We start from the raw sequence: 18792 nt of genomic DNA on the forward strand, positions 1-18792 counted from the left end.
CGTCACCACAGTTCGACAACCCGGTCGGGCCGATGGTGATCCGACCGCAGACCGAGGGAGAACAACCTTCATGACGGCAATCAGTGCCCGTCCCAGTCCTGACGCCGAGACGATCCCCACGGCCGTGTCCGCCGCCTTGCGCACTCTGGACGCGAACATCGACACCTTCGGCGACCGGTATCCGGCGGACACCACCGTCGACAACCGCTACCCGGTGCGCGCACCGGCCAGCGGGCAACCGGCGGGTGCCAACGTGGGTTGGACCACGAGCTTCTGGCCGGGCATGTTGTGGCTGGCGCACGATCTGACCGGAGCGGAACGCTACCGCCGTGCCGGCGTGTCACACGTGGACAGCTTTGTCGCCCGGGTGGTCAACCGGATCGACCTGGACACCCATGATCTGGGATTCCTCTACACCCTCGCCTGCGTCATCCCGGCGCGGCGTGTTGGTGACGCATCAGCCAGGCAGGCCGCCCTCGCGGCCGCCGACCACCTGATGACCCGCGTCCTGGAACCGGCCGGAATCATCCAGGCCTGGGGCGACCTGCGGGACCCACGCCAGCGTGGGCGAACCATCATCGACAGCCTGATGAATACGCCGCTGCTGTACTGGGCGAGTCACACCACCGGAGACGAACGCTACGCAACCGCCGCCCACCGGCACAGCAACCAACTACGCCGACACATCCTGCGTGCGGACGGCACGACCTTCCACACCTTCTACTGGGACCCGGCCACCGGGGTGCCACTGCGCGGAGAGACCGAACAGGGCCAGGCCGACGACTCCTGCTGGGCGCGGGGGCAGGCCTGGGGCATCTACGGTTTCAGCCTCAACCACCGCTACACACGGGATCCATCGCTGCTCGTGGCCGCCCAGATCTGCGCCGACCACTTCCTCGCCCGGCTGCCCGCCGACCAGGTGCCGTACTGGGATCTGGAGTTCACCGACGGCAGCGACCAGGAGCGCGACAGTTCGGCGGCGGCCATCGCCGTCTGCGGCCTGATCGAGCTGGCCGACAACCTCACGGACACCGCGCGCGCCGACAGCTACCGCGAGGCGGCCGACCGGATCCTCCGCTCGCTCATCGACCACTACGCCGCCAGCCACCAGCCGACCTCGAACGCGCTGATCCTGCACGGCGTCTACGACAAGCCGAAAGGCATCGGCGTCGACGAGGGCAACCTGTGGGGCGACTACTTCTACCTCGAAGCCCTGGTTCGGGCGACCGATCCGGACTGGACCAGCCCCTGGTAGCCGCCGCCGGTGTCTACTGCCAGACCCCACCCGACAGAGAGGCCAACTCATGGACTACCGCTACCACTGCTATCTCCCGGCCGAGAACGGCCACAACAAGCTGCCCTTCAACCCGTGCGAGCTGCTGGACTTCACGCTGCTGAAGCTGGCGGCGGGCCAGAGCTGGGCCGGTGAGTCCGGTGATCGGGAGATCCTCGCGGTCGTCCTCGGCGGAACCGCGAGCTTCACCGTCGCCGGCCACCACTTCGCGCAGGTCGGCGAGCGGGCGGACGTCTTCTCCGGAAAACCCCACTCCGTCTTCATTCCCGCCGGCGCCGACGTCGCCGTCGTGGCGGACAGCGCGGTGGAGGTCGCGCTCCCGAGCGCACCGAGCGACCTTGCCGTCGATCCGTACGTCATCGAACCGGCCCGGGTCGCGAGTGGCCGCTGGGGTGCCGCCAACTTCGGCCGGACGTATCACCAGATCCTCACCGAGATCGCGCAGCCGGATCTGCCGGCCGGCCGGCTCATCGTGGGGGAGACGTACACACCCTCCGGCAACTGGAGCACCTATCCGCCGCACCGGCACAAGGTCGACGACCTGCCGGCGGAGGCCGCCCACGAGGAGATGTACTACTTCCGGGTCAACCCGTCCGACGGGTTCGGCATCTGCCGGATGTACACCGACGATGGGTACGAGGAGAACTTCACCGTCCGCGACCACGGCATGCACATGATGCCGGAGGGCTACCACACGGTGGTGAGCGCACCCGGGTACACCACCTACTATCTGTGGTTCCTTGCCGGCTCCCAGCGCACCCAGGGCGCCCGGGAGGACACCGACCTCGCCTGGGTCGGCGGGACCGTGCCCACCCTGCGCAGCGTGGGGCTGTAGCCGTGATTCTGGACAGATTCCGGCTGGACGGGCGGGTTGCCCTGGTTACCGGCGGCAACCGGGGCATCGGCCGGGCACTCGCGATCGCCCTGGCCCAGGCGGGTGCCGACATCGCCCTGCTGGACCGTACCCACCCCACCGGGACGGTGGCCGACATCGAAGCGACGGGCCGGCGAGCCCTGGTGGTGCCTGGCGATTTGGCCGCTGCCGGACCGGACGAACTCGCCGACGCCGTGCACACGGTCGTCTCCGGCCTTGGTGGCGTGCACATCCTGGTGAACAACGCCGGCATCATCCGCCGCGCGGCCGCCGCAGCGCACCCGGCAGAGGACTGGGACGCCGTGCTGCGGGTCAACCTCGACGCGGTGTTCCACCTCAGTCAGGCGGCCGGGCGGGTGATGCTGGACCACGGCCACGGAAAGATCATCAACATCGCCTCCATGCTGTCCTACCAGGGCGGCATCCGGGTTCCGTCCTACACCGCGGCGAAGCACGCCGTGGTGGGTCTGACCAGGGCACTGGCAAACGAGTGGGCCGCCGGCGGGGTCAACGTCAACGCGATCGCGCCCGGCTACATCGCCACCGACAACACCTCGCCACTACGCGAGGACCCCGACCGGGAGCGCGCCATCCGGGAGCGGATTCCCGCCGGTCGCTGGGGGGCAGCGGACGACCTGGCGGGCACCATCGTCTTCCTCGCCTCCGACGCCGCCCGCTACGTGCACGGCGTCGTCGTACCGGTGGACGGCGGCTGGCTCGCCCGCTAGAAACACCCCTGGCGTCCCTCTCGGGTGGACGGCGTAGCCGCCGGACGACGTGAACGGAGACGGGACGTGACATCAGCGAAACCGGCTTTCGTGGGTTCGTGACAGGCGTCGAGGCCGCCCGACCGCTGCCGGCGATCGCCGGGCGGCCTCAGGTGAGGCGGGCATGATGGAAGGGCGGCTGTTCGGTACGCAGCGGCAGGAGCGACTGCTCGCCGCACTTCGCGGGAACGGAGCCGTGCGGGTTCGCGATCTCGCCCGCGAGTTCGGCGTGAGTGAACTGACCATTCGTCGGGACATCGCCGCCCTGGCGCAGCGTGGCTTGGTGTCCAAGGTGCACGGTGGGGCGACCCTGCCCCTGCGGGGCGGTACGGACAAACAGCCGCGACGCACACCGATGCGGTTCACCATCGGCATGGTCGTACCATCGCTGGACTTCTACTGGCCGTCGATTGTGGGCGGGGCGCGAGCCGCCGCCGCCGCCCTCGGCGTCAACATCCAGTTGCGCGGCTCCAGTTACGACCCGGACGAGGACCGCCGCCAGATCGGCCTGCTGGTCGCCGCTCAAGAGGTCCAGGGTCTGCTCCTCGCTCCCAGCCTTGATGACGACCGCGCGGAGGACATGCTCGACTGGATCGGGCACCTACAGGTGCCGACGATTCTCGTCGAGCGCCAGCCGCGGCGATGGACGCCCCTCACCCGGCAGATCGAGTGGGTACGCAGCGACCACGCACTCGGCCTGGAGATCGCTATCCACCACCTGCGGCAACAGAGGCACCGCCGGGTGGGTCTCGTCGTGTCCCACGGCAGCCCGACCTCCGCCCACCTGCTGAGCGCCTGGCAGGCGGCGACCGCCGATCCCGCCGTGTCCGACCTGCTCGTGCTGCGAGAGTGGGTGACGCTCGGCACGAGCGACGACCGGGACGTCATCGGTCGGCTGGTTCGGCGGTGCCGGCACGCCGAGATCACCGCCCTGATCATCCACAGCGATTCGCACGCGATAGCTATTGCGCAGGTCTGCGCCGAGCACGGCCTCAGGATCCCCGACGACCTGGCGATCGTCTCCTACGACGACGAGCTTGCCCACCTCGCCGATCCGCCACTTACGGCCATCCGGCCACCGAAGAGTCACGTCGGCCGGCTCGCGGTGGAGCTGATGGTCTCGCGTCTGCTCGACGGCGAACGCCGCCCGGCGTACCGGGTGCTTCTCGCCCCCGAGCTTGTCGTACGCGACTCGTCGTGGCCGCGGTCGCCGATGCGCTAGCGAGGACGACAACCCTGGTGACGTTCGTCTATGTATGTTCGTGAATGAATTGGTGCGATCTGTGGCGTGCCTGGGACCGCGTCGATTACCAAGAAGTTACCCAAGTGTGAATCGTGCTGGACCGGACGCGCCGGCGGCAGAAGGGGGTAGCACAGTGAGATCGAGCAGAGGGCTCCTGTCGCTCGCGATGGCGCTCGTGGTCACAACTGGAATGGTCGCAGCAGCGGTCGCCAGCGACGGCCGACCCGCCCAGGCGGTAGCGGTGACCATCACCAACGGCACCCAGTTCACCGACACCAGCGGAAACGCCCTGCACGCCCACGGCGGTGGCGTACTCCAGGTCGGCTCCTACTACTACTGGTTCGGCGAGAACCGCAACCCGAACAACACGTTCCGAGCGGTGTCGGTCTACCGCTCCACCGACCTGCGTAACTGGGAGTTCCGCAACAACGTCCTCACCCAGTCTTCGGCCGCTGAGTTGCAGTCCGCCAACATCGAGCGGCCGAAGGTCATCTACAACGCCAGCACCGGGCGCTACGTCATGTGGATGCACAAGGAGAACGGCACGAACTACAGCGAGGCGCGCGCTGCCGTGGCCTCGTCGGCCACGGTCGACGGCAACTACACCTACCACGGCAGCTTTCGCCCGCTCGGGCACATGTCGCGGGACATCACGCTCTACAACGACGGCGGCACCGGCTACATGATCTCGGCCGCCGACGAGAACTACGACCTGCACATCTACCGGCTCACCTCGGACTACCTCAACGTCGCCAGCCTCGTCGGCAACTTCTGGAACGACGCCCACCGGGAGGCTCCCGCCCTGTTCAAGCGGGGCAGTACTTATTTCATGCTGACCTCGGGCGCGACCGGCTGGAGCCCGAACCAGGCCAGGTACGCGACCGCGTCGAGTATCTCCGGTCCGTGGACCGGCTGGAGCAACGTTGGTGATTCCACCACCTTCCGCTCCCAGCCGGCGTTCGTGCTGCCCATCCAGGGCACCAACACGACGAGCTATCTCTACCTGGGTGACCGCTGGGCCGGTGCCTGGGGCGGGCCGGTCAACGACTCCCAGTACGTCTGGCTGCCGATCACCTTCCCGTCCAGCACCAGCATGAGCCTGAACTGGGCTCCGTCGATCACCATCGACACGGTCACTGGCACGATCACCGCGAACTCTCCGACGTACTACCGGGTGACGAACCGCAACAGCGGCCGGGTGATGGACGTGGTGAGCAACTCCACGGCCAACAACGCCGAGGTCAAGCAGTACGGCTGGAATGGTGGCGGGAACCAGCGCTGGGAGTTCCAGGACGCCGGTGGCGGTTACTTCCGCCTCGTCAACCAGAACAGCGGCAAATGCCTCGACGTCGCCTCCGGCTCCACCGCCGACGGTGCCAACATCATCCAGTACACCTGCGGCACGGGCACCAACCAGCAATGGCAATGGGCGGCGATCGGCAGCTACCACCAGCTCCGCGCCCGGCACAGCGGCAAGTGCCTCGACGTCGTGAACGCCGGCACTGGCGACGGTGCCGACATCCAGCAGTACACCTGCGGCAGCGGCACCAACCAGCAATGGTCCCGCACGGTGGCATGAGCGCGGTGACCAACGCACGGCTCCCGAACAGCCGAGGCGTCAGCAGAGCCAACGGAGGCAGCATGACAACGTCGAGAAACCCAAAGAGCAGACGGTTACGTTGGCTGGCCGCACTGGTCAGCGTGTGCGCCGTCCTCGCCGGTGCCGTCGCCGCGCCGCAGCCGGCCTCGGCCGCCACGACACTGGTCTACACCACGTTCAAGGGTGACGGCGCAGCAGACCAGGAGCTGTGGGTCTACCGGTCGACGAACGGCGGCACGAGCTACAGCGTGCTGTCGGACACCAACTTCCGGGGCCCCACCGGCGTGCTCCGCGACCCGAGCATCATCCGGCACAACGGCAGGTACTACATCGCATACACCGTCCAGTCCTGGACCACCAACTCGACCTACTTCAACATCGCGTCCAGCACCAACCTCACGTCCTGGACGCACGTGGCCAGCGTCAACTCCGGGATCGCCAACACCAGGTTCACCTGGGCTCCCGAGTTCTACGTCGAGGGCGGCACCGTACGGATCCTCGCGTCCGTCGCAGCCACCACCTGTTCCAACTGCTTCCGCCCGTACGTCTACACGGCGCGGAACACCGCGCTGACGTCATGGAGTGGCCCCGCCCAGATGTGGGGGCTAGGCACCAACTACATCGACACCTTCGTGGTGAAGTCGGGCAACACGTGGCACGCGTTCGTGAAGAACGAGACAACCAAGTACATCGAGCACTGGACCACGACCGCGAACCTCTTCGAGGGCTGGACCAACCGGGGCCGGCTGTGGAGTTCCGGTTACGAAGGACCGTCCCTGGTCCGGTTGGACGACGGCAGGTGGCGGATCTACGTCGACAGGTACACCAACGGCGGGGTGTGGACCGCGACGAGTTCCGACCTCAACACCTGGACCGGGTTGAGCGCGGTCGGCTGCTCCGGATGCCGGCACGGCACGGCCCTTCCGGTGTAGCCACTGCTCCTGATCCGGATCGCCGTGCCGTCCGGCGTCGCGCAACGTCGCCGGCGCCGAACGGCACCCGACGTCGCCGGATTGTCCCGGGCCAGGGGCGTCAAACGGGATTCTCGGCCGGTAGGTGCATGACCGTCACGCCGCTGAGCTGCAGTAGGAGCGTGCCGCCGGGCGCGGCCTGGTCCTGGTCGACCTCCCCGCCGGAGACGTGTCCAGGTGGCGTTCTGCTGATCAGGAACCGGTAGCGTCCCCGTACGGTCAGTTCGACGCGACCGCGCAGCTCCTCGGGTAGTTCGCTGTGCACGCCGGCGAGGTCGGCCAGTTCCGCCAGGACTGTCGACAGGCCCGCCGGCCCGAGCCGGGTCGAGACGTAGGCGGCCGAGCCGTCGCCCGCAGCCCGACGGGTGACGGCCGGTTGCCCGGCCAGGTCCCCGCCCGTGTAGCGGGCCAGGACCTGGGTCTCGGAGTCGGTGAGGTCGATCCGCTCGGTCCACAGCGTGCCGGTGGTGCCGTTGTCGAGCGCGACGGTCTGTTCGTCGGTGAGCGGGGCGAACTCCTGGACGCGGATGCCGAGCACGTCCCGGATGGCGCCGGGGTAGCCGCCGAGCCAGACGTGGTTGTGCTCGTCCACAGTGCCGGAGAAGTAGGTGGTGACCATGTGACCGCCGGTCGCGACGTAGGCCCGGAGCCGGTCGGCCAGGGACCTCGGGACGATGTGCAGGATCGGGGCGACCAGCAGGTCGTAGTCCTCCAGTGGAGCATTCAGGGGTACGACGTCGGCGCGAAGGCCCAGGCCGAGGAAGGCTGTGTACCAGTCCAGCGCCTCCTGACGGTAGCGGAGGCGGTCGGTGGGGCTGGAGTCGAGCTCGGCGGCCCACCAGGACTCCCAGTCGAAGACGATGGCAGCCTGGGCACGGCTTCGCGTCGCGCCGGCCACAGGTGCCAGGGTGTGCAGGGCGGCGCCGAGGTCGGTGACGGCACGGAACACGTCGCTGTCCTCACCGGCGTGCGGAACCATTGCGGAGTGGTACTTCTCGGCACCGGCCGCCGACTGCCGCCACTGGAAGAAGCAGACCGCGTCCGCGCCGTGGGCGACGTGCGTCAGCGAGTCGCGGATCATCTGGCCCGGCCGTTTGGGAAGGTTCACCGGTTGCCAGTTGACGGCGCTGGTGGAGTGCTCCATCAGAAACCAGGGCCGCCCACCGGCCAGGTTGGCGGTGAGGTTGGCGGAGAACGACAGCTCGTCGTACGCCTGGGGGCCCGGGGCGAGGTAGTGGTCGTTGGCGACGAAGTCGACTTCGGAGGCCCAGTCGGCGTAGTTCATCGCGTTGCTCTCTCCGGTCACCATGAAGTTGGTGGTCACCGGGATGTTCGGCGTCAGCTTGACCAGCAGGTCACGTTCGGCGCGCAGATGATCCTTGAGGGCGTCGGAGGAGAAACGTCGGAAGTCCAGTTGCTGGGTGGGATTCGGGTAGGTGGCGGCGAGCCGGGGCGGCAGGATCTGCTCCCAATCGCTGTAGTGCTGTGACCAGAACGCGGTGGCCCACGCCTGGTTCAGCGCCTCCAGCGTGCCGTAGCGGGCGCGCAGCCAGGCGCGGAAGGCGGACGCGGCGTCGTCGGAGTAGTCGTGGACGTTGTGGCAACCCAGCTCGTTGGAGACGTGCCACGCGGCCAGCGCGGGATGCGGACCGTAGCGCTGCGCGAGCTCGCGCGTCAGACGCAGCGCATGACGTCGGAAGACGGGCGAGGTCGGTCGCCAGTGCTGCCGGCCGCCGGGCCAGAGCCGGCGACCGTTGCGATCGACAGGCAGGATCTCCGGATGTTTGGTGGTGAGCCAGGGCGGCGGGGAGGCGGTGGCGGTGGCGAGGTCCACCGCTATGCCGTTCTCGTGCATCAGATCCATGACCTCGTCGAGCCAGGCGAAGTCCCATTCGTCCTCGTGGGGCTGTAGTCGTGCCCAGGAGAAGATCGCCAGCGAGACGATGTTCACCCCTGCGGTCCGCATCGCCCGCGCGTCCTCGCGCCACACGTGGCGCGGCCACTGCTCCGGGTTGTAGTCGGCGCCGTACCCCAGGCGGGCCCGGTCCGGCTCCGAGGGCCAACGTAGCCATCGGTGATCACGGTTTACTCCCACGACGAGCTCCCAACGAAGACGGCGATCTTTACCTCGAGCGGGCGACCGTGCGGACACCGCCTGGCGGGCGGCCGGACGGCGCGGTGGGTCACCGGATTGTGAAGCCCTGTTCCTTGCCGTACGTGACCGAGACGTCCTGCCAGGCCAGAAGTCCGTCCTGGAGGGTGGTGGCGCCGCCGAGGTACGCCCTGCCGACGGTGTCGCCGAAGACACTGTTGGCGTATACCTGGAACGGCAGGTAGGACCAGCCGGGGGCGACCTGCTTCGCGGACTCGGCGAGGACCTGGTTGACCTGCTGGCCATCGAAGTAGGGGAATTCCTTTTCGAGGAACCGCGGCGAGTTCAGCTGTGCGGTGGTGGCGGGGAAGGCCCCGCGGTCGGTCCTCGTCTGGGCGCCCTCGGCGACGGTGGCGTACCTGAGGAAGGCGTAGGCGAGGGCCTTGTTGGTGCCCTGCTCGGGGATGGCCAGTGAGCTGCCGCCGTTCTCGGCGGTGACCGCACCGCCCGCGTCCCACTGCGGCATGGGGGCGACGCGCCACTTGCCGTGGGCGGACTGCACACCCGATTCCAGGTTCGCGGGCATCCAGGCGCCGATGACCAGCGTGGCGATGGTGCCGTCGCCCAGGCCCTTGTACCAGGCGTCACTCCAGCTCGTGACCGGCGCGAGCAGCTTGCCGTCGATGAGTCGTTGCCAGGTGGCGGTGAACCGCTGGGTTCCGGGGTCGGCGAAGTCGATGCCGACAGTGGTGCCGTCGACGCTGTACGGTCTGCCGCCGGCCTGCCAGATCATGCTGGTGGTGAAGCCGGCGTCCCCGGTGTCGTTGGTGATGTACGCATCGGGGTCGGCCCGGCGCAGCTTCTCAGCTTCGGCGACGTACTCGTCCCAGGTGGTGGGCACCGTCAACCCGTGCTTGTCGAAGACCTCCTTGTTGTAGAACAGGGCCATCGGGCCGGAGTCCATCGGCAGACCGTAGACGCCGTCGCCGGATCGCACGGCGTTCCACGGGCCCGGGGTGAAGGTGGCTTCGAGCTGGTCGGCACCGTATCCGCTCAGGTCGGTCAGCGACTTGGAGAGCACGAACTGCGGCAGCGCGTAGTACTCGACCTGGGCGATGTCGGGCACGCCGGAGCGCGCCGCGACGGCGTTCTGCAGCGCCGTGTACTGGTCGTTGCCGGTGCCGGCATTGACCAGATTGACGGCTACCTTCGGGTACCTGTCCTGGAAGTCGGCGACGACCTGCTTGAGGGTCGGCTCCCAGGCCCACACGGTGATACTGCCGCCGGCCTCCAAAGCGGCCTCGATGTCGGCGTCGGACACGACGGCCGGCGACCCGCCGGAGTCGCCCCCGTCACCGGAGCCACAGCCGGTCACCAGGAGCGAGACGCAAAGGACCGCGCTTACCAGGAGCGTCCGGCGGGGTAGGACCATCATGATCGTTCCCTTCGTGGGGCTGTCGGTGTGTGGGATGGTCGGGCGTTGGACGTGTGCTACTCCTTGACGCTTCCGGTGGCCAGGCCGGACTGCCAGTACCGCTGGAGCAGCAGGAACGCCGCGATCAGGGGCACGATGGTCAGCAACGAACCGGTGATCACGAGGTGGAAGACCGCTTCACCGCCCGCGGTGCCGGCCTGCTGGCTCCAGGTCTTGAGCCCGATGGTGAGCGGGTACCAGTCCGGGTTCTTCAACATGATCAACGGCAGGAAGTAGTTGTTCCAGGTCGCGACCACGTTGAACAGCAGGACGGTGACCATCCCGGGGGCCAGCAGCGGCGCGCTGACAGAGAAGAAGGTCCGGAACTCGCCGGCGCCGTCGACCCGCGCCGCCTCGATCAGCTCGTCCGGCACCGCGTCGGCGGCGAAAATCCACATCAGGTAGAGGCCGAATGGTGAGACCAGCGACGGGATGACGACCGCCCACGGGGTGTTGGTCAGACCCAGTCTGGAAAACATCAGGAAGGTCGGCACCGCCAGCGCGGTGCCCGGAATCGCCACCGCGCCGATGACCACCGCGAAGATGGCCTTCCGGCCGCGGAAGTCGTACTTCGCCAGTCCGTAACCGGCCAACGCGGCCAGCAGGGTGGCGCCACCGGCCCCGACGCACACGTAGAGCAGGGTGTTGAGCAGCCAGCGGAGGAAGATGCCGTCGTCGTAGGCGAGGGTGTCGGCGATGTTGTCGAACAACGCGAAGTCCTCGGCGAGGGCCAGCCCGAAGGAGTCGAAAAGCCCCTGCTGCGTCTTGGTCGCGTTGATCAACAGCCAGGCCAGCGGCAGCAACGCGTAGATCAGCACCAGGCCGGTCAGCACGGTCAGCGTGACGCTGCCGCGGCGGCGGGTGGCGCGTCGCCGCACCCGGGGCGGACGGCGACCGGCCGCCCGGGCTGCGGTCCGGGTGGCGGCTGAGGTCAGGGCCATGCTCAGGCCGCCTTCCGGATGCCCTGGAGCTGGACCAGGTAGGCGACGACCATCGTGATCACGCCCATCACGATGGCGACCGTGGCGGCGTAGTTGACCTGCTGGCCGGCGAAGGACAACGAGTACGCGTAGAGGTTCGGCGTGAAGTATGTGGTGATCGAGTTCGGTGCCAGGGTCTGGAGGATGCTCGGTTCGTTGAACAGGTGGAAGCTACCGATGATCGAGAAGATTGTGGCGATCAGCAGGGGGCCGCGTAGTGCCGGCAACTTGATCGCGCTGATGATCCTCAGCTGTCCGGCCCCGTCGATCGCCGCAGCCTCATACAGCGCGGGGTTCACCACCCGGAGGGCGGAATAGAGGATCAGCATGTTGTAGCCGACGAACTCCCACGTGACGATGTTGCCTATCGACGCGAGGATCAGGTCCGGCGAGAGCGGATCCGGCAGCGACATCCCGAGCGCCTCGTTGACGTTCGCGACCAGGCCGAACTGGGTGCCGTACATGAAGCCCCACATGACCGTGGCGACAACCGCAGGCACCGCGTACGGCAGGAACACCGCGATCCGGAAGAACGACGCCCCGTACAGCCGTCCACTGTCGAGGGCCAGGGCGATCAGCAGGGCCAGGAACAACATGATCGGGACCTGCACGGCCAGGAACAGCGTGACCCTGCCCAACGCCGACCAGAACTGCGGGTCGGTCAGCGCCTTGGAGTAGTTGTCCAGGCCGACGAACGCGGTACCGCCGACCAACCGCGTTCGGAACACGCTCAGGTACAGCGAGTATGCGATCGGCGCGAGGAAGACCAGCGCGAAGACGGCCAGGAACGGGCCGGTGAACTGCCAGCCGGCCCGCGATCTCCGGGCGGCGGCCGTTGCCGGCCGGCGGGGTGGGCGGCGGGTGGGCCGGGCCGAAGCCATCGACGCCCTCCTTCCCGCCAGATCGCCGGACGGTCATGGTTACGTAAACATCGGTGTCGAAGTCCGGCCCACGGGCGGGGGAGCGAAAGGGACGTGAGCGATGTTTACGTAAACTCGCGTGGCGGTCATGGTGGCACCGCTCACCATGACCGTCAAGGGACCGCCGGTCGGCGCGACCGATGGTGCGCGACAGTCAGGAGCAACGATGGATACGGATGCCCCAGGTCGCCGGCCCCAGGCCGCACCTGTCGCGCAGCGCGCCACTGCGGGCATCCCCGGAGGACGCCGTAAGCAGCGGGTCTCCATGGCGGACGTGGCCCAGCTCGCGGGCGTGTCGTCCCAGACCGTGTCCCGGGTCTCCAACGGCCATCCCGCTGTCGTCGAGGCGACCCGCCAGCAGGTGCTGGCGGCGATGCGGCAGCTGGGCTACCGCCCCAACAGCGCCGCCCGAGCCTTGCGCTACGGGCAGTTCAACACGATAGGCGTGATCCTGTTCAACCTGTCCTCGACGGGCAACAGTCGTACGGTCGAGGCGATCGCGACGCACGCCGCGATGGAGGGCTACGCGATCACCCTGATTCCGCTCGATGCTCCCACTCAGGACAATGTGCTCGGTGCGTTCACCCGGATGGGCGAGCTGGCGGTCGACGGAGTCATCGTCATCATCGAGGTCCACCTGCTCGACACCAACACCGTGGTCCTGCCACCCGGGGTACACGCAGTGGTGGTGGACTCCGACGCCGGTGACCGCTACCCGGTCGTCGACACCGATCAGGCCGACGGTGCCCGGAAGGCGGTGTTCCATCTACTCGACCTCGGTCATCGCACCGTGTGGCACGTCGCCGGTCCAGTCGAGTCGTTCGCCAGCGAAAGGCGTGCCAGGGCATGGCGCGCCGCGCTCGAGGCGTACGGCCGCCCGACGCCGCCGGTCGAGCGCGGTGACTGGTCCGCAGAGTCCGGCTACCGGGCTGGCCTGCGGCTGGCCGAGCAGCCTGACTGCACCGCGGTCTTCACCGCGAACGACCAGATGGCCCTCGGGGTGTTGCGAGCCCTGCACGAGCGGGGCCGGCAGGTGCCGGCGCAGGTAAGCGTGGTCGGCTTCGACGACGTCGCGGACGCGTCGTCCTACCTCCCGCCGTTGACCACGGTGCACCAGGACTTCGCCGAGGTGGGTCGCCGCTGCGTGCGGGCACTCCTGGGGCAGATCCGCAACGGATCGACCGACCCAGGCACGGACCTGGTGCCCACCCGACTCGTCGTCCGCGCCAGCACCGCACCACCGCCGTGACACCTCCTTGGGCGTGCGGGCCGGACACCGGCCTGGCGGCGGTGGTGGTCGCTGGAGTCCCGGATCATCAACTCCACGCAGCTGAGAGGTGTCGACGATCCGGCGTACGGTGGTGTGCGGCGTTCATTGGTAGCGTCGCGGGGGCGGCCATCCACCCGTCGACACCGTTCATCCGGGAGAATGGCTCGGCACGCAGCCGGGCTATCCTGACGTTGCGAGGCCTGGGAACGGCCGGCAAGTCGTCGCCAGGCTGCGAGCAAAGCGGAGGGTCGCGGCGATGCAGATCAGCATGAGGCCGGCGCGCGCTGAAGAGGCCGATGTGCTGAGCCGCCTGGCGCTCAGGTCCAAGGCGCAATGGGGCTACGCCGCGCAGTTCCTTGAGGCATGTCGGCCGGGTCTGACGCTCCGATCGCACGAGATCAGCGCTCGACGTGCGGTGGTGGCGGAGACGTCCGGACGCATCGTCGGCTTCTACACGTTGGACGGCGTGCCACCCGAGGGTGAACTGGGCAATCTTTGGATCGATCCGACGCAGATGCGTCGTGGGATCGGCCGCCGCCTCTGGGAACACGCCATGGCCGCCGCGCGCGCCGTCGGGTTCACGGCGGTGCTGATCGACGCCGAGCCGCACGCCGAGGGCTTCTACGCGGCGATGGGCGCGGAGCGCATCGGCACCGTCCCGTCAACCGCTGTCGCTGGCCGCCTACTACCCCGGCTGCGTTTCCGCATCTCCTCGTAGACTTCGTGAGTCTCCGCCGGCACGCGGCCCTGCGACACGAGGTGGCGGTGCCGCTCCGCCAGGTCGGGATCGTCACTCCGACGAACTGCTAACCGGCACCAGGCCGGCTCGCTGCGGCTCGACCAACCGTGCTCTCGCGTACGACGAGCCGGTGTGGTGCGCGCAGTTCCACGCCGGGCACCGGCGTGGGGCTGGCGATGCGCAGCAGGACACGCTCCACGGCGACCGTCGCGATTCCCTCCTTGTCGGGGGAGATCGTGCTCACCGGCGGGTTCGCATAGGCGCCGTCCTCAATGTCGTCGTAGCCGATCACGGCGACGTCCTCGGGCACCCGTATCCCGCGTGAGGCCAGCACGTGCATCGCGCCCAGCGCCACGAGATCGCTGTAGCAGAACACGGCGTCCGGCGGTTCCGGCAGGTCGAGCAGGTGTCGCATGGCGCCCGCACCATCGGCCCGGTTGAACCGTGGAGTCGCGATGATGAGCTCCTCATGCACGGCCGCGCTGCGGTGATCGTGTGCCTCGCGGAATCCGCGTGTCCGCAGCTGCGCCGCCTCACCGGTGGGGTAGGGCTGGTCGCCGATGGCGGCGACCCGCTGACGGCCGAGATCGAGCAGGTGTTCGGTGGCCAGGCGGGACGCCGCGACATCGTCGATGCCGACGTGGTCGAATGTCCCCTGACTGACCCGCTCGCCGAGGATCACCAGTGGGAGGCTGGGATCGTGGTCGGCCAGGGCCTGCTGGTCGAGCCCGAGGGGACTGAAGATGACGCCGTCGAACAACAACCGGCTGCGGCCGTGGCGGATGAACATCCGCTCGTGATCGGGATCGCCGTCAGTCTGGTCGATGAGCACGTTGTACCCCTGGACCCGGGCGGCGCGGATGATGCCCTGCAACAGCTCGGCGAAGTATGGCGTGTCGAGGTACGGCACGACGACGGCGAGCTGCCCCGAGCGGCCCTGGGCGAGGTTGCGGGCCAGCACATTGGGCCGGTAGCCGAGCTGCTCGACAGCATGCATGACGCGGGCGCGAGTGCGCTCGGTGACGTTGGCGTAACCGTTCACGACGTTGGACACCGTCCGGCTGGAGACACCTGCCAGCTCGGCGACTTCGCGTAACGTGACATCTCGCCGCATTCCGGCCCCCCTTTTCCGATGCCGAGGGCAGCCGCGAGTTTCCGGCAGGTTACCTCTTGCCGTCCATCGATGCTCCAGGCATGCTGTCTTTGCAGCGCTGCAAAGGAAGATACCAGGACGTGCCACGGGCGTAGGGGTGCGGCGTGTGCCAGGGAGGACCGCCGTGTCTCCGAGCGGCCGGTCGCGGTGTGCCAGCACCGCGACCGGCCTTTGTGGCACATACACATCGGCTACGTAGGTAACGATCTCCGGTGGAGGAGTTCAGTGAGTGCCAGGAGTTCCAGTCTAGGACGTAGGCCGCTGGCCGCAGCGGTGGCGGTCGTCACCGCCCTGCTGCTGGTGGCCTGTAGTTCGGGTAGCGGTGACAAGCAGGACGGACCGGTCACGATCAAGGTGTGGGCCTGGTATCCGGCCTTCCAGGGCGTGGTTGACCATTTCAACCGCACGCACACCGATATCAAGATCGAGTGGACCAACGCGGGAACTGGCCAGGATCAGTACACGAAATTGCAGACTGCGCTGAAAGCCGGCAAGGGCGCCCCCGACGTGGTGATGCTCGAGTTCCAGGAACTGCCGACCTTCCAGCTCACCAACCACCTTGTCGACATGGGCAAGTACGGGGCCAACGATCTCAAGGGCAACTACGTCGACTGGGCGTGGAAGCAGGTCAGCAACGGTGATGCCGTCTATGCGATCCCGGTCGATGCCGGGCCGATGGCGATGCTGTATCGGCAGGACATTTTCGAGCAGTACGAGCTGACTGTTCCGAAGACCTGGGCGGAATTCAAGGAGCAGGCGCAGAAACTGAAGACCGCGGCGCCCGACAAGTTCATGACCGACTTCGGGGCGAACGACGGCGGTTTCATGACGGGGTTGATGTGGCAGGCCGGCGCCCGGCCGTTCAGCTACAACGTGGCAGATCCGCACACCATCGGTGTTAACGTTAACAGCGAGCCTGCAAAGAATGTGTTCGCCTACTGGCAGGACATGGTCGACACCGGCTTGGTCGATACCACAGCGTACGGGACGACGGATTTCTACAACGGGCTCGGCAGTGGGAAGTACGCGACCTACCTGGCAGCGGGGTGGGGTCCCGGTTACCTGGCGAGTGTGGCGAAGACGACCGCCGGCAAGTGGCGCGCGGCGCCGCTGCCCCAGTGGAACGCGGGCGAGAACGCGCAGGGCGACTGGGGCGGCTCCTCGTTCGCGGTGACCGACCAGACGAAGCACCCCGAGCAGGCCACCACGGTCGCCATGGAGATCTTCGGAGCCGACAAGGACGCCTGGAGAATCGGCATTGACGAGGCATTCCTCTTTCCAACCGCGACGTCGATCCTCAACTGGGACTACTTCCGCACGAAGGAGTACGACTTCTTCGGCGGACAAAAGGTCAACGAGGTGTTCGTGCCGGCGTACAACGGCATCGAAGAGTTCGAGTGGAGCCCGTTCAACAGCTACAGCTTCAACCAGCTGACCACCGCTGTGGGACAGGCGGTGGAGAAGAAGACATCGTGGCCCGCGGCGCTGGACACCGTCCAGCAGAACATCACGGCGTACGCCTCGAACCAGGGCTTCAAGGTTTCACAATGACCCGGACCCGACCTGTTCCCGCGGCTGCCACCACGGTGGCCGCGGGGCCTGCTGTGCCCGGCGGTGACGGGCGGCTCGCAGCCGGGAAGCGTCGCTTCGATCGGCAGGCGGTCGTCGGATGGTTGTTCGTCGCGCCGTTCGCGGTGCTGCTTGTCGTCTTCCTGCTGCTGCCGATGGGATACGCGTTCAAACTCAGCCTGTACCGCTCCACCCTGGTGGAGGGTGAGGTGTTCGCGGCGTTCGACAACTACCGGCAGGCCTTCGGTGACCCCGAGTTCCGGTCGGGTGTGGTGCGGGTGTTCGTCTTCGGGCTCGTGCAGACGCCGGTGATGATCGGTATCGCCCTCGTGCTCGCCCTGTTGGTCGACGGCGCCAGTTCGCGCTTCGCGCGTACGCTGCGGCTGGCGGCGTTCGTCCCGTACGCCGTGCCGGTGGTCGTCGGCACCCTGATGTGGGGTTTTCTCTACAGCCAGAACACCGGCCCGTTCCGGTTCACCGGGATCGACTTCCTGGCCGGTGACACCGTCCTGGCGTCACTGGGCAACCTCGTCATCTGGCAGTGGGCCGGCTACAACATGATCGTGCTGTACGCCGCCCTTCAGGGCATCCCGCGAGAGGTGTACGAGTCCGCCAGGATCGATGGTGCGGGGGCGGTCCAGATCGCGCTGCGGATCAAGACTCCGATGATCTCCGCAGCCCTGGTGCTGTGCACCGTCTTCACGATCATCGGCACGCTCCAGTTCTTCACCGAGCCGCTCATCCTGCAACCGCTCAACCCGGGGGCGATCACCAACAGCTACACACCCAACGTCTACGCCTACAACCAGGCGTTCTCGTACCAGCAGTACAACTACTCGGCGGCGATATCTTTCCTGCTCGGCGCGGTGGTCTTCGTTGGTTCGTACATCTTCCTGTTCGCCACGCGGAAGAGGAGTTCGCTGCGATGAGCACCCCGGCCGCCACGACCAGCCAGCCAGCGCGGCGCAGCGGCGGCAGCATCGCCGCCCACGCGGTGATGGCGCTGTTCGTCATCTACTTCCTGCTGCCGTTCTGGTGGCTGCTCGTCGCGGCAACCAAGGACAACGACGGGCTGTTCGGCTCGGAGCCCCTCTGGTTCGCCGACCTGCACCTGCTCGACAACCTTCGGCTGCTGTTCACCCAGGACGACGGCCTCTACCTGCGCTGGCTGGGCAACTCGGCCCTGTACGCCGTCACCAGCGGCATCGGGGCCACAGTGATCGCCGCCCTGGCCGGTTACGCCTTCGCCAAACTGCGCTTTCCCGGCCGTAATGCGTTGTTCGCGCTGCTGCTCGGCCTCATCATGGTGCCGGCGACGGCCCTGGTCCTGCCGACGTACCTGCTGATGGCCGAGGCCGGGCTCATCGACTCGGTATGGGCGGTGATCCTGCCCTCGTTGCTCAACCCGTTCGGGGTGTACCTGTTGCGGGTCTACGTCCATGACTCGGTGCCCGACGAGATGCTCGAGGCCGCGCGCATCGACGGCGCGGGGGAGTTCCGGGTCTTCCGCAGCGTCGCGCTGCCCGCCATGCGACCGGCTCTGGTCACCGTCCTGCTGTTCACCATGGTGGCCAGTTGGAACAACTTCTTCCTGCCGCTGGTGATGCTCAGCGACCAGAATCTCTACCCGCTCACCGTTGGCCTGCGGTCCTGGTACCTCTCGGCGACCATCGGCAACGGTGGCCCCGCGTTGTTCAACGTCATCGTCGTCGGCTCGCTGGCGGCGATCATCCCACTGATCGCTGCCTTCCTGCTGCTGCAACGGTACTGGCGCGGTGGCCTGACCATCGGCGCCCTCAAGTGACTGATCCGTCCGACTGCGGGCGCCGACATACTTTCAACCCTC

Annotated in this window: 16 protein-coding genes; 11 read left to right on the forward strand and 5 right to left on the reverse strand. The window is 67.6% G+C overall.

The window, feature by feature from the left end; translation table 11 throughout:
• Positions 1 to 70 precede the first annotated feature (70 nt).
• The 6 genes from O7597_RS23405 to O7597_RS23430 all read left to right on the forward strand — a co-directional run bounded on the left by O7597_RS23405 (position 71) and on the right by O7597_RS23430 (position 6710).
• Positions 71 to 1255 carry a glycoside hydrolase family 88 protein gene (locus O7597_RS23405; RefSeq protein WP_281580718.1) on the forward strand — a complete coding sequence of 395 codons (1185 nt, stop codon included), beginning with the start codon at positions 71 to 73 and terminating at the stop codon, positions 1253 to 1255.
• A gap of 49 nt (positions 1256 to 1304) precedes the next feature.
• Entirely contained in the window at positions 1305 to 2129 is an 825-nt protein-coding gene (gene iolB / locus O7597_RS23410; RefSeq protein WP_281580719.1) for a 5-deoxy-glucuronate isomerase, read from the forward strand.
• A 2-nt stretch (positions 2130 to 2131) separates the two neighbouring features.
• Positions 2132 to 2896, forward strand: coding sequence for a 2-dehydro-3-deoxy-D-gluconate 5-dehydrogenase KduD (kduD, locus tag O7597_RS23415; protein WP_281580720.1), 765 nt, complete (start codon positions 2132 to 2134; stop codon positions 2894 to 2896).
• Between the two features lie 163 nt (positions 2897 to 3059).
• Positions 3060 to 4157 (forward strand): substrate-binding domain-containing protein, encoded by a 1098-nt coding sequence (locus O7597_RS23420; protein WP_281580721.1) that lies wholly within the window; start codon positions 3060 to 3062, stop codon positions 4155 to 4157.
• Positions 4158 to 4368: 211 nt separating this feature from the next.
• Positions 4369 to 5757 (forward strand): RICIN domain-containing protein, encoded by a 1389-nt coding sequence (locus tag O7597_RS23425; RefSeq protein WP_281583308.1) that lies wholly within the window; start codon positions 4369 to 4371, stop codon positions 5755 to 5757.
• A gap of 62 nt (positions 5758 to 5819) precedes the next feature.
• A complete protein-coding gene (locus tag O7597_RS23430) occupies positions 5820 to 6710 on the forward strand; it encodes a glycoside hydrolase family 43 protein (protein ID WP_281580722.1) in 891 nt (296 codons plus the stop codon).
• Between the two features lie 100 nt (positions 6711 to 6810).
• On the opposite strand, the gene O7597_RS23435 is transcribed toward O7597_RS23430, so the two are convergent.
• The 4 genes from O7597_RS23435 to O7597_RS23450 form a co-directional block, all read right to left on the reverse strand.
• On the reverse strand, positions 6811 to 8844 hold the full coding sequence (locus O7597_RS23435; protein WP_281580723.1) for a beta-galactosidase: 2034 nt from the start codon (positions 8842 to 8844) through the stop codon (positions 6811 to 6813).
• A gap of 88 nt (positions 8845 to 8932) precedes the next feature.
• Positions 8933 to 10276: a sugar ABC transporter substrate-binding protein gene (locus O7597_RS23440; RefSeq protein WP_281580724.1), complete on the reverse strand. Its 1344-nt coding sequence runs from the start codon at positions 10274 to 10276 to the stop codon at positions 8933 to 8935.
• Between the two features lie 56 nt (positions 10277 to 10332).
• Complete coding sequence (locus tag O7597_RS23445; RefSeq protein WP_281580725.1) at positions 10333 to 11256, reverse strand: carbohydrate ABC transporter permease; 924 nt, start codon at positions 11254 to 11256, stop codon at positions 10333 to 10335.
• Between the two features lie 2 nt (positions 11257 to 11258).
• The gene (locus O7597_RS23450) at positions 11259 to 12176 is read right to left on the reverse strand and encodes a sugar ABC transporter permease (RefSeq protein ID WP_281580726.1); all 918 of its coding nucleotides are present in this window, start codon (positions 12174 to 12176) and stop codon (positions 11259 to 11261) included.
• Positions 12177 to 12381: 205 nt separating this feature from the next.
• On the opposite strand from O7597_RS23450, the gene O7597_RS23455 reads away from it, so the two are divergent.
• Both O7597_RS23455 and O7597_RS23460 read left to right on the forward strand, forming a co-directional pair.
• Entirely contained in the window at positions 12382 to 13464 is a 1083-nt protein-coding gene (locus tag O7597_RS23455; protein WP_281580727.1) for a LacI family DNA-binding transcriptional regulator, read from the forward strand.
• A 277-nt stretch (positions 13465 to 13741) separates the two neighbouring features.
• A complete protein-coding gene (locus tag O7597_RS23460) occupies positions 13742 to 14203 on the forward strand; it encodes a GNAT family N-acetyltransferase (RefSeq protein WP_269740911.1) in 462 nt (153 codons plus the stop codon).
• A gap of 88 nt (positions 14204 to 14291) precedes the next feature.
• Here O7597_RS23460 and O7597_RS23465 read toward each other — a convergent pair whose 3' ends face one another.
• The gene (locus tag O7597_RS23465; RefSeq protein ID WP_332317143.1) at positions 14292 to 15464 is read right to left on the reverse strand and encodes a LacI family DNA-binding transcriptional regulator; all 1173 of its coding nucleotides are present in this window, start codon (positions 15462 to 15464) and stop codon (positions 14292 to 14294) included.
• Positions 15465 to 15650: 186 nt separating this feature from the next.
• Here O7597_RS23465 and O7597_RS23470 point away from each other — a divergent pair, with 186 nt between their 5' ends.
• Genes O7597_RS23470 through O7597_RS23480 form a run of 3 tightly spaced genes read left to right on the forward strand, consistent with a single transcriptional unit; the run spans position 15651 to position 18750 of the window.
• Positions 15651 to 16928 (forward strand): extracellular solute-binding protein, encoded by a 1278-nt coding sequence (locus O7597_RS23470; RefSeq protein WP_269740912.1) that lies wholly within the window; start codon positions 15651 to 15653, stop codon positions 16926 to 16928.
• Positions 16925 to 17875, forward strand: coding sequence for a sugar ABC transporter permease (locus O7597_RS23475; RefSeq protein ID WP_269740913.1), 951 nt, complete (start codon positions 16925 to 16927; stop codon positions 17873 to 17875). Before O7597_RS23470 ends, O7597_RS23475 begins: the two co-directional genes overlap by 4 nt.
• A complete protein-coding gene (locus O7597_RS23480) occupies positions 17872 to 18750 on the forward strand; it encodes a carbohydrate ABC transporter permease (protein WP_281580728.1) in 879 nt (292 codons plus the stop codon). The genes O7597_RS23475 and O7597_RS23480 overlap by 4 nt, the downstream gene beginning before the upstream one ends.
• Positions 18751 to 18792: the final 42 nt, after the last annotated feature.

It is taken from the genome of Verrucosispora sp. WMMC514, assembly GCF_027497295.1.
GTDB classification, from domain to species: domain Bacteria; phylum Actinomycetota; class Actinomycetes; order Mycobacteriales; family Micromonosporaceae; genus Micromonospora; species Micromonospora palythoicola.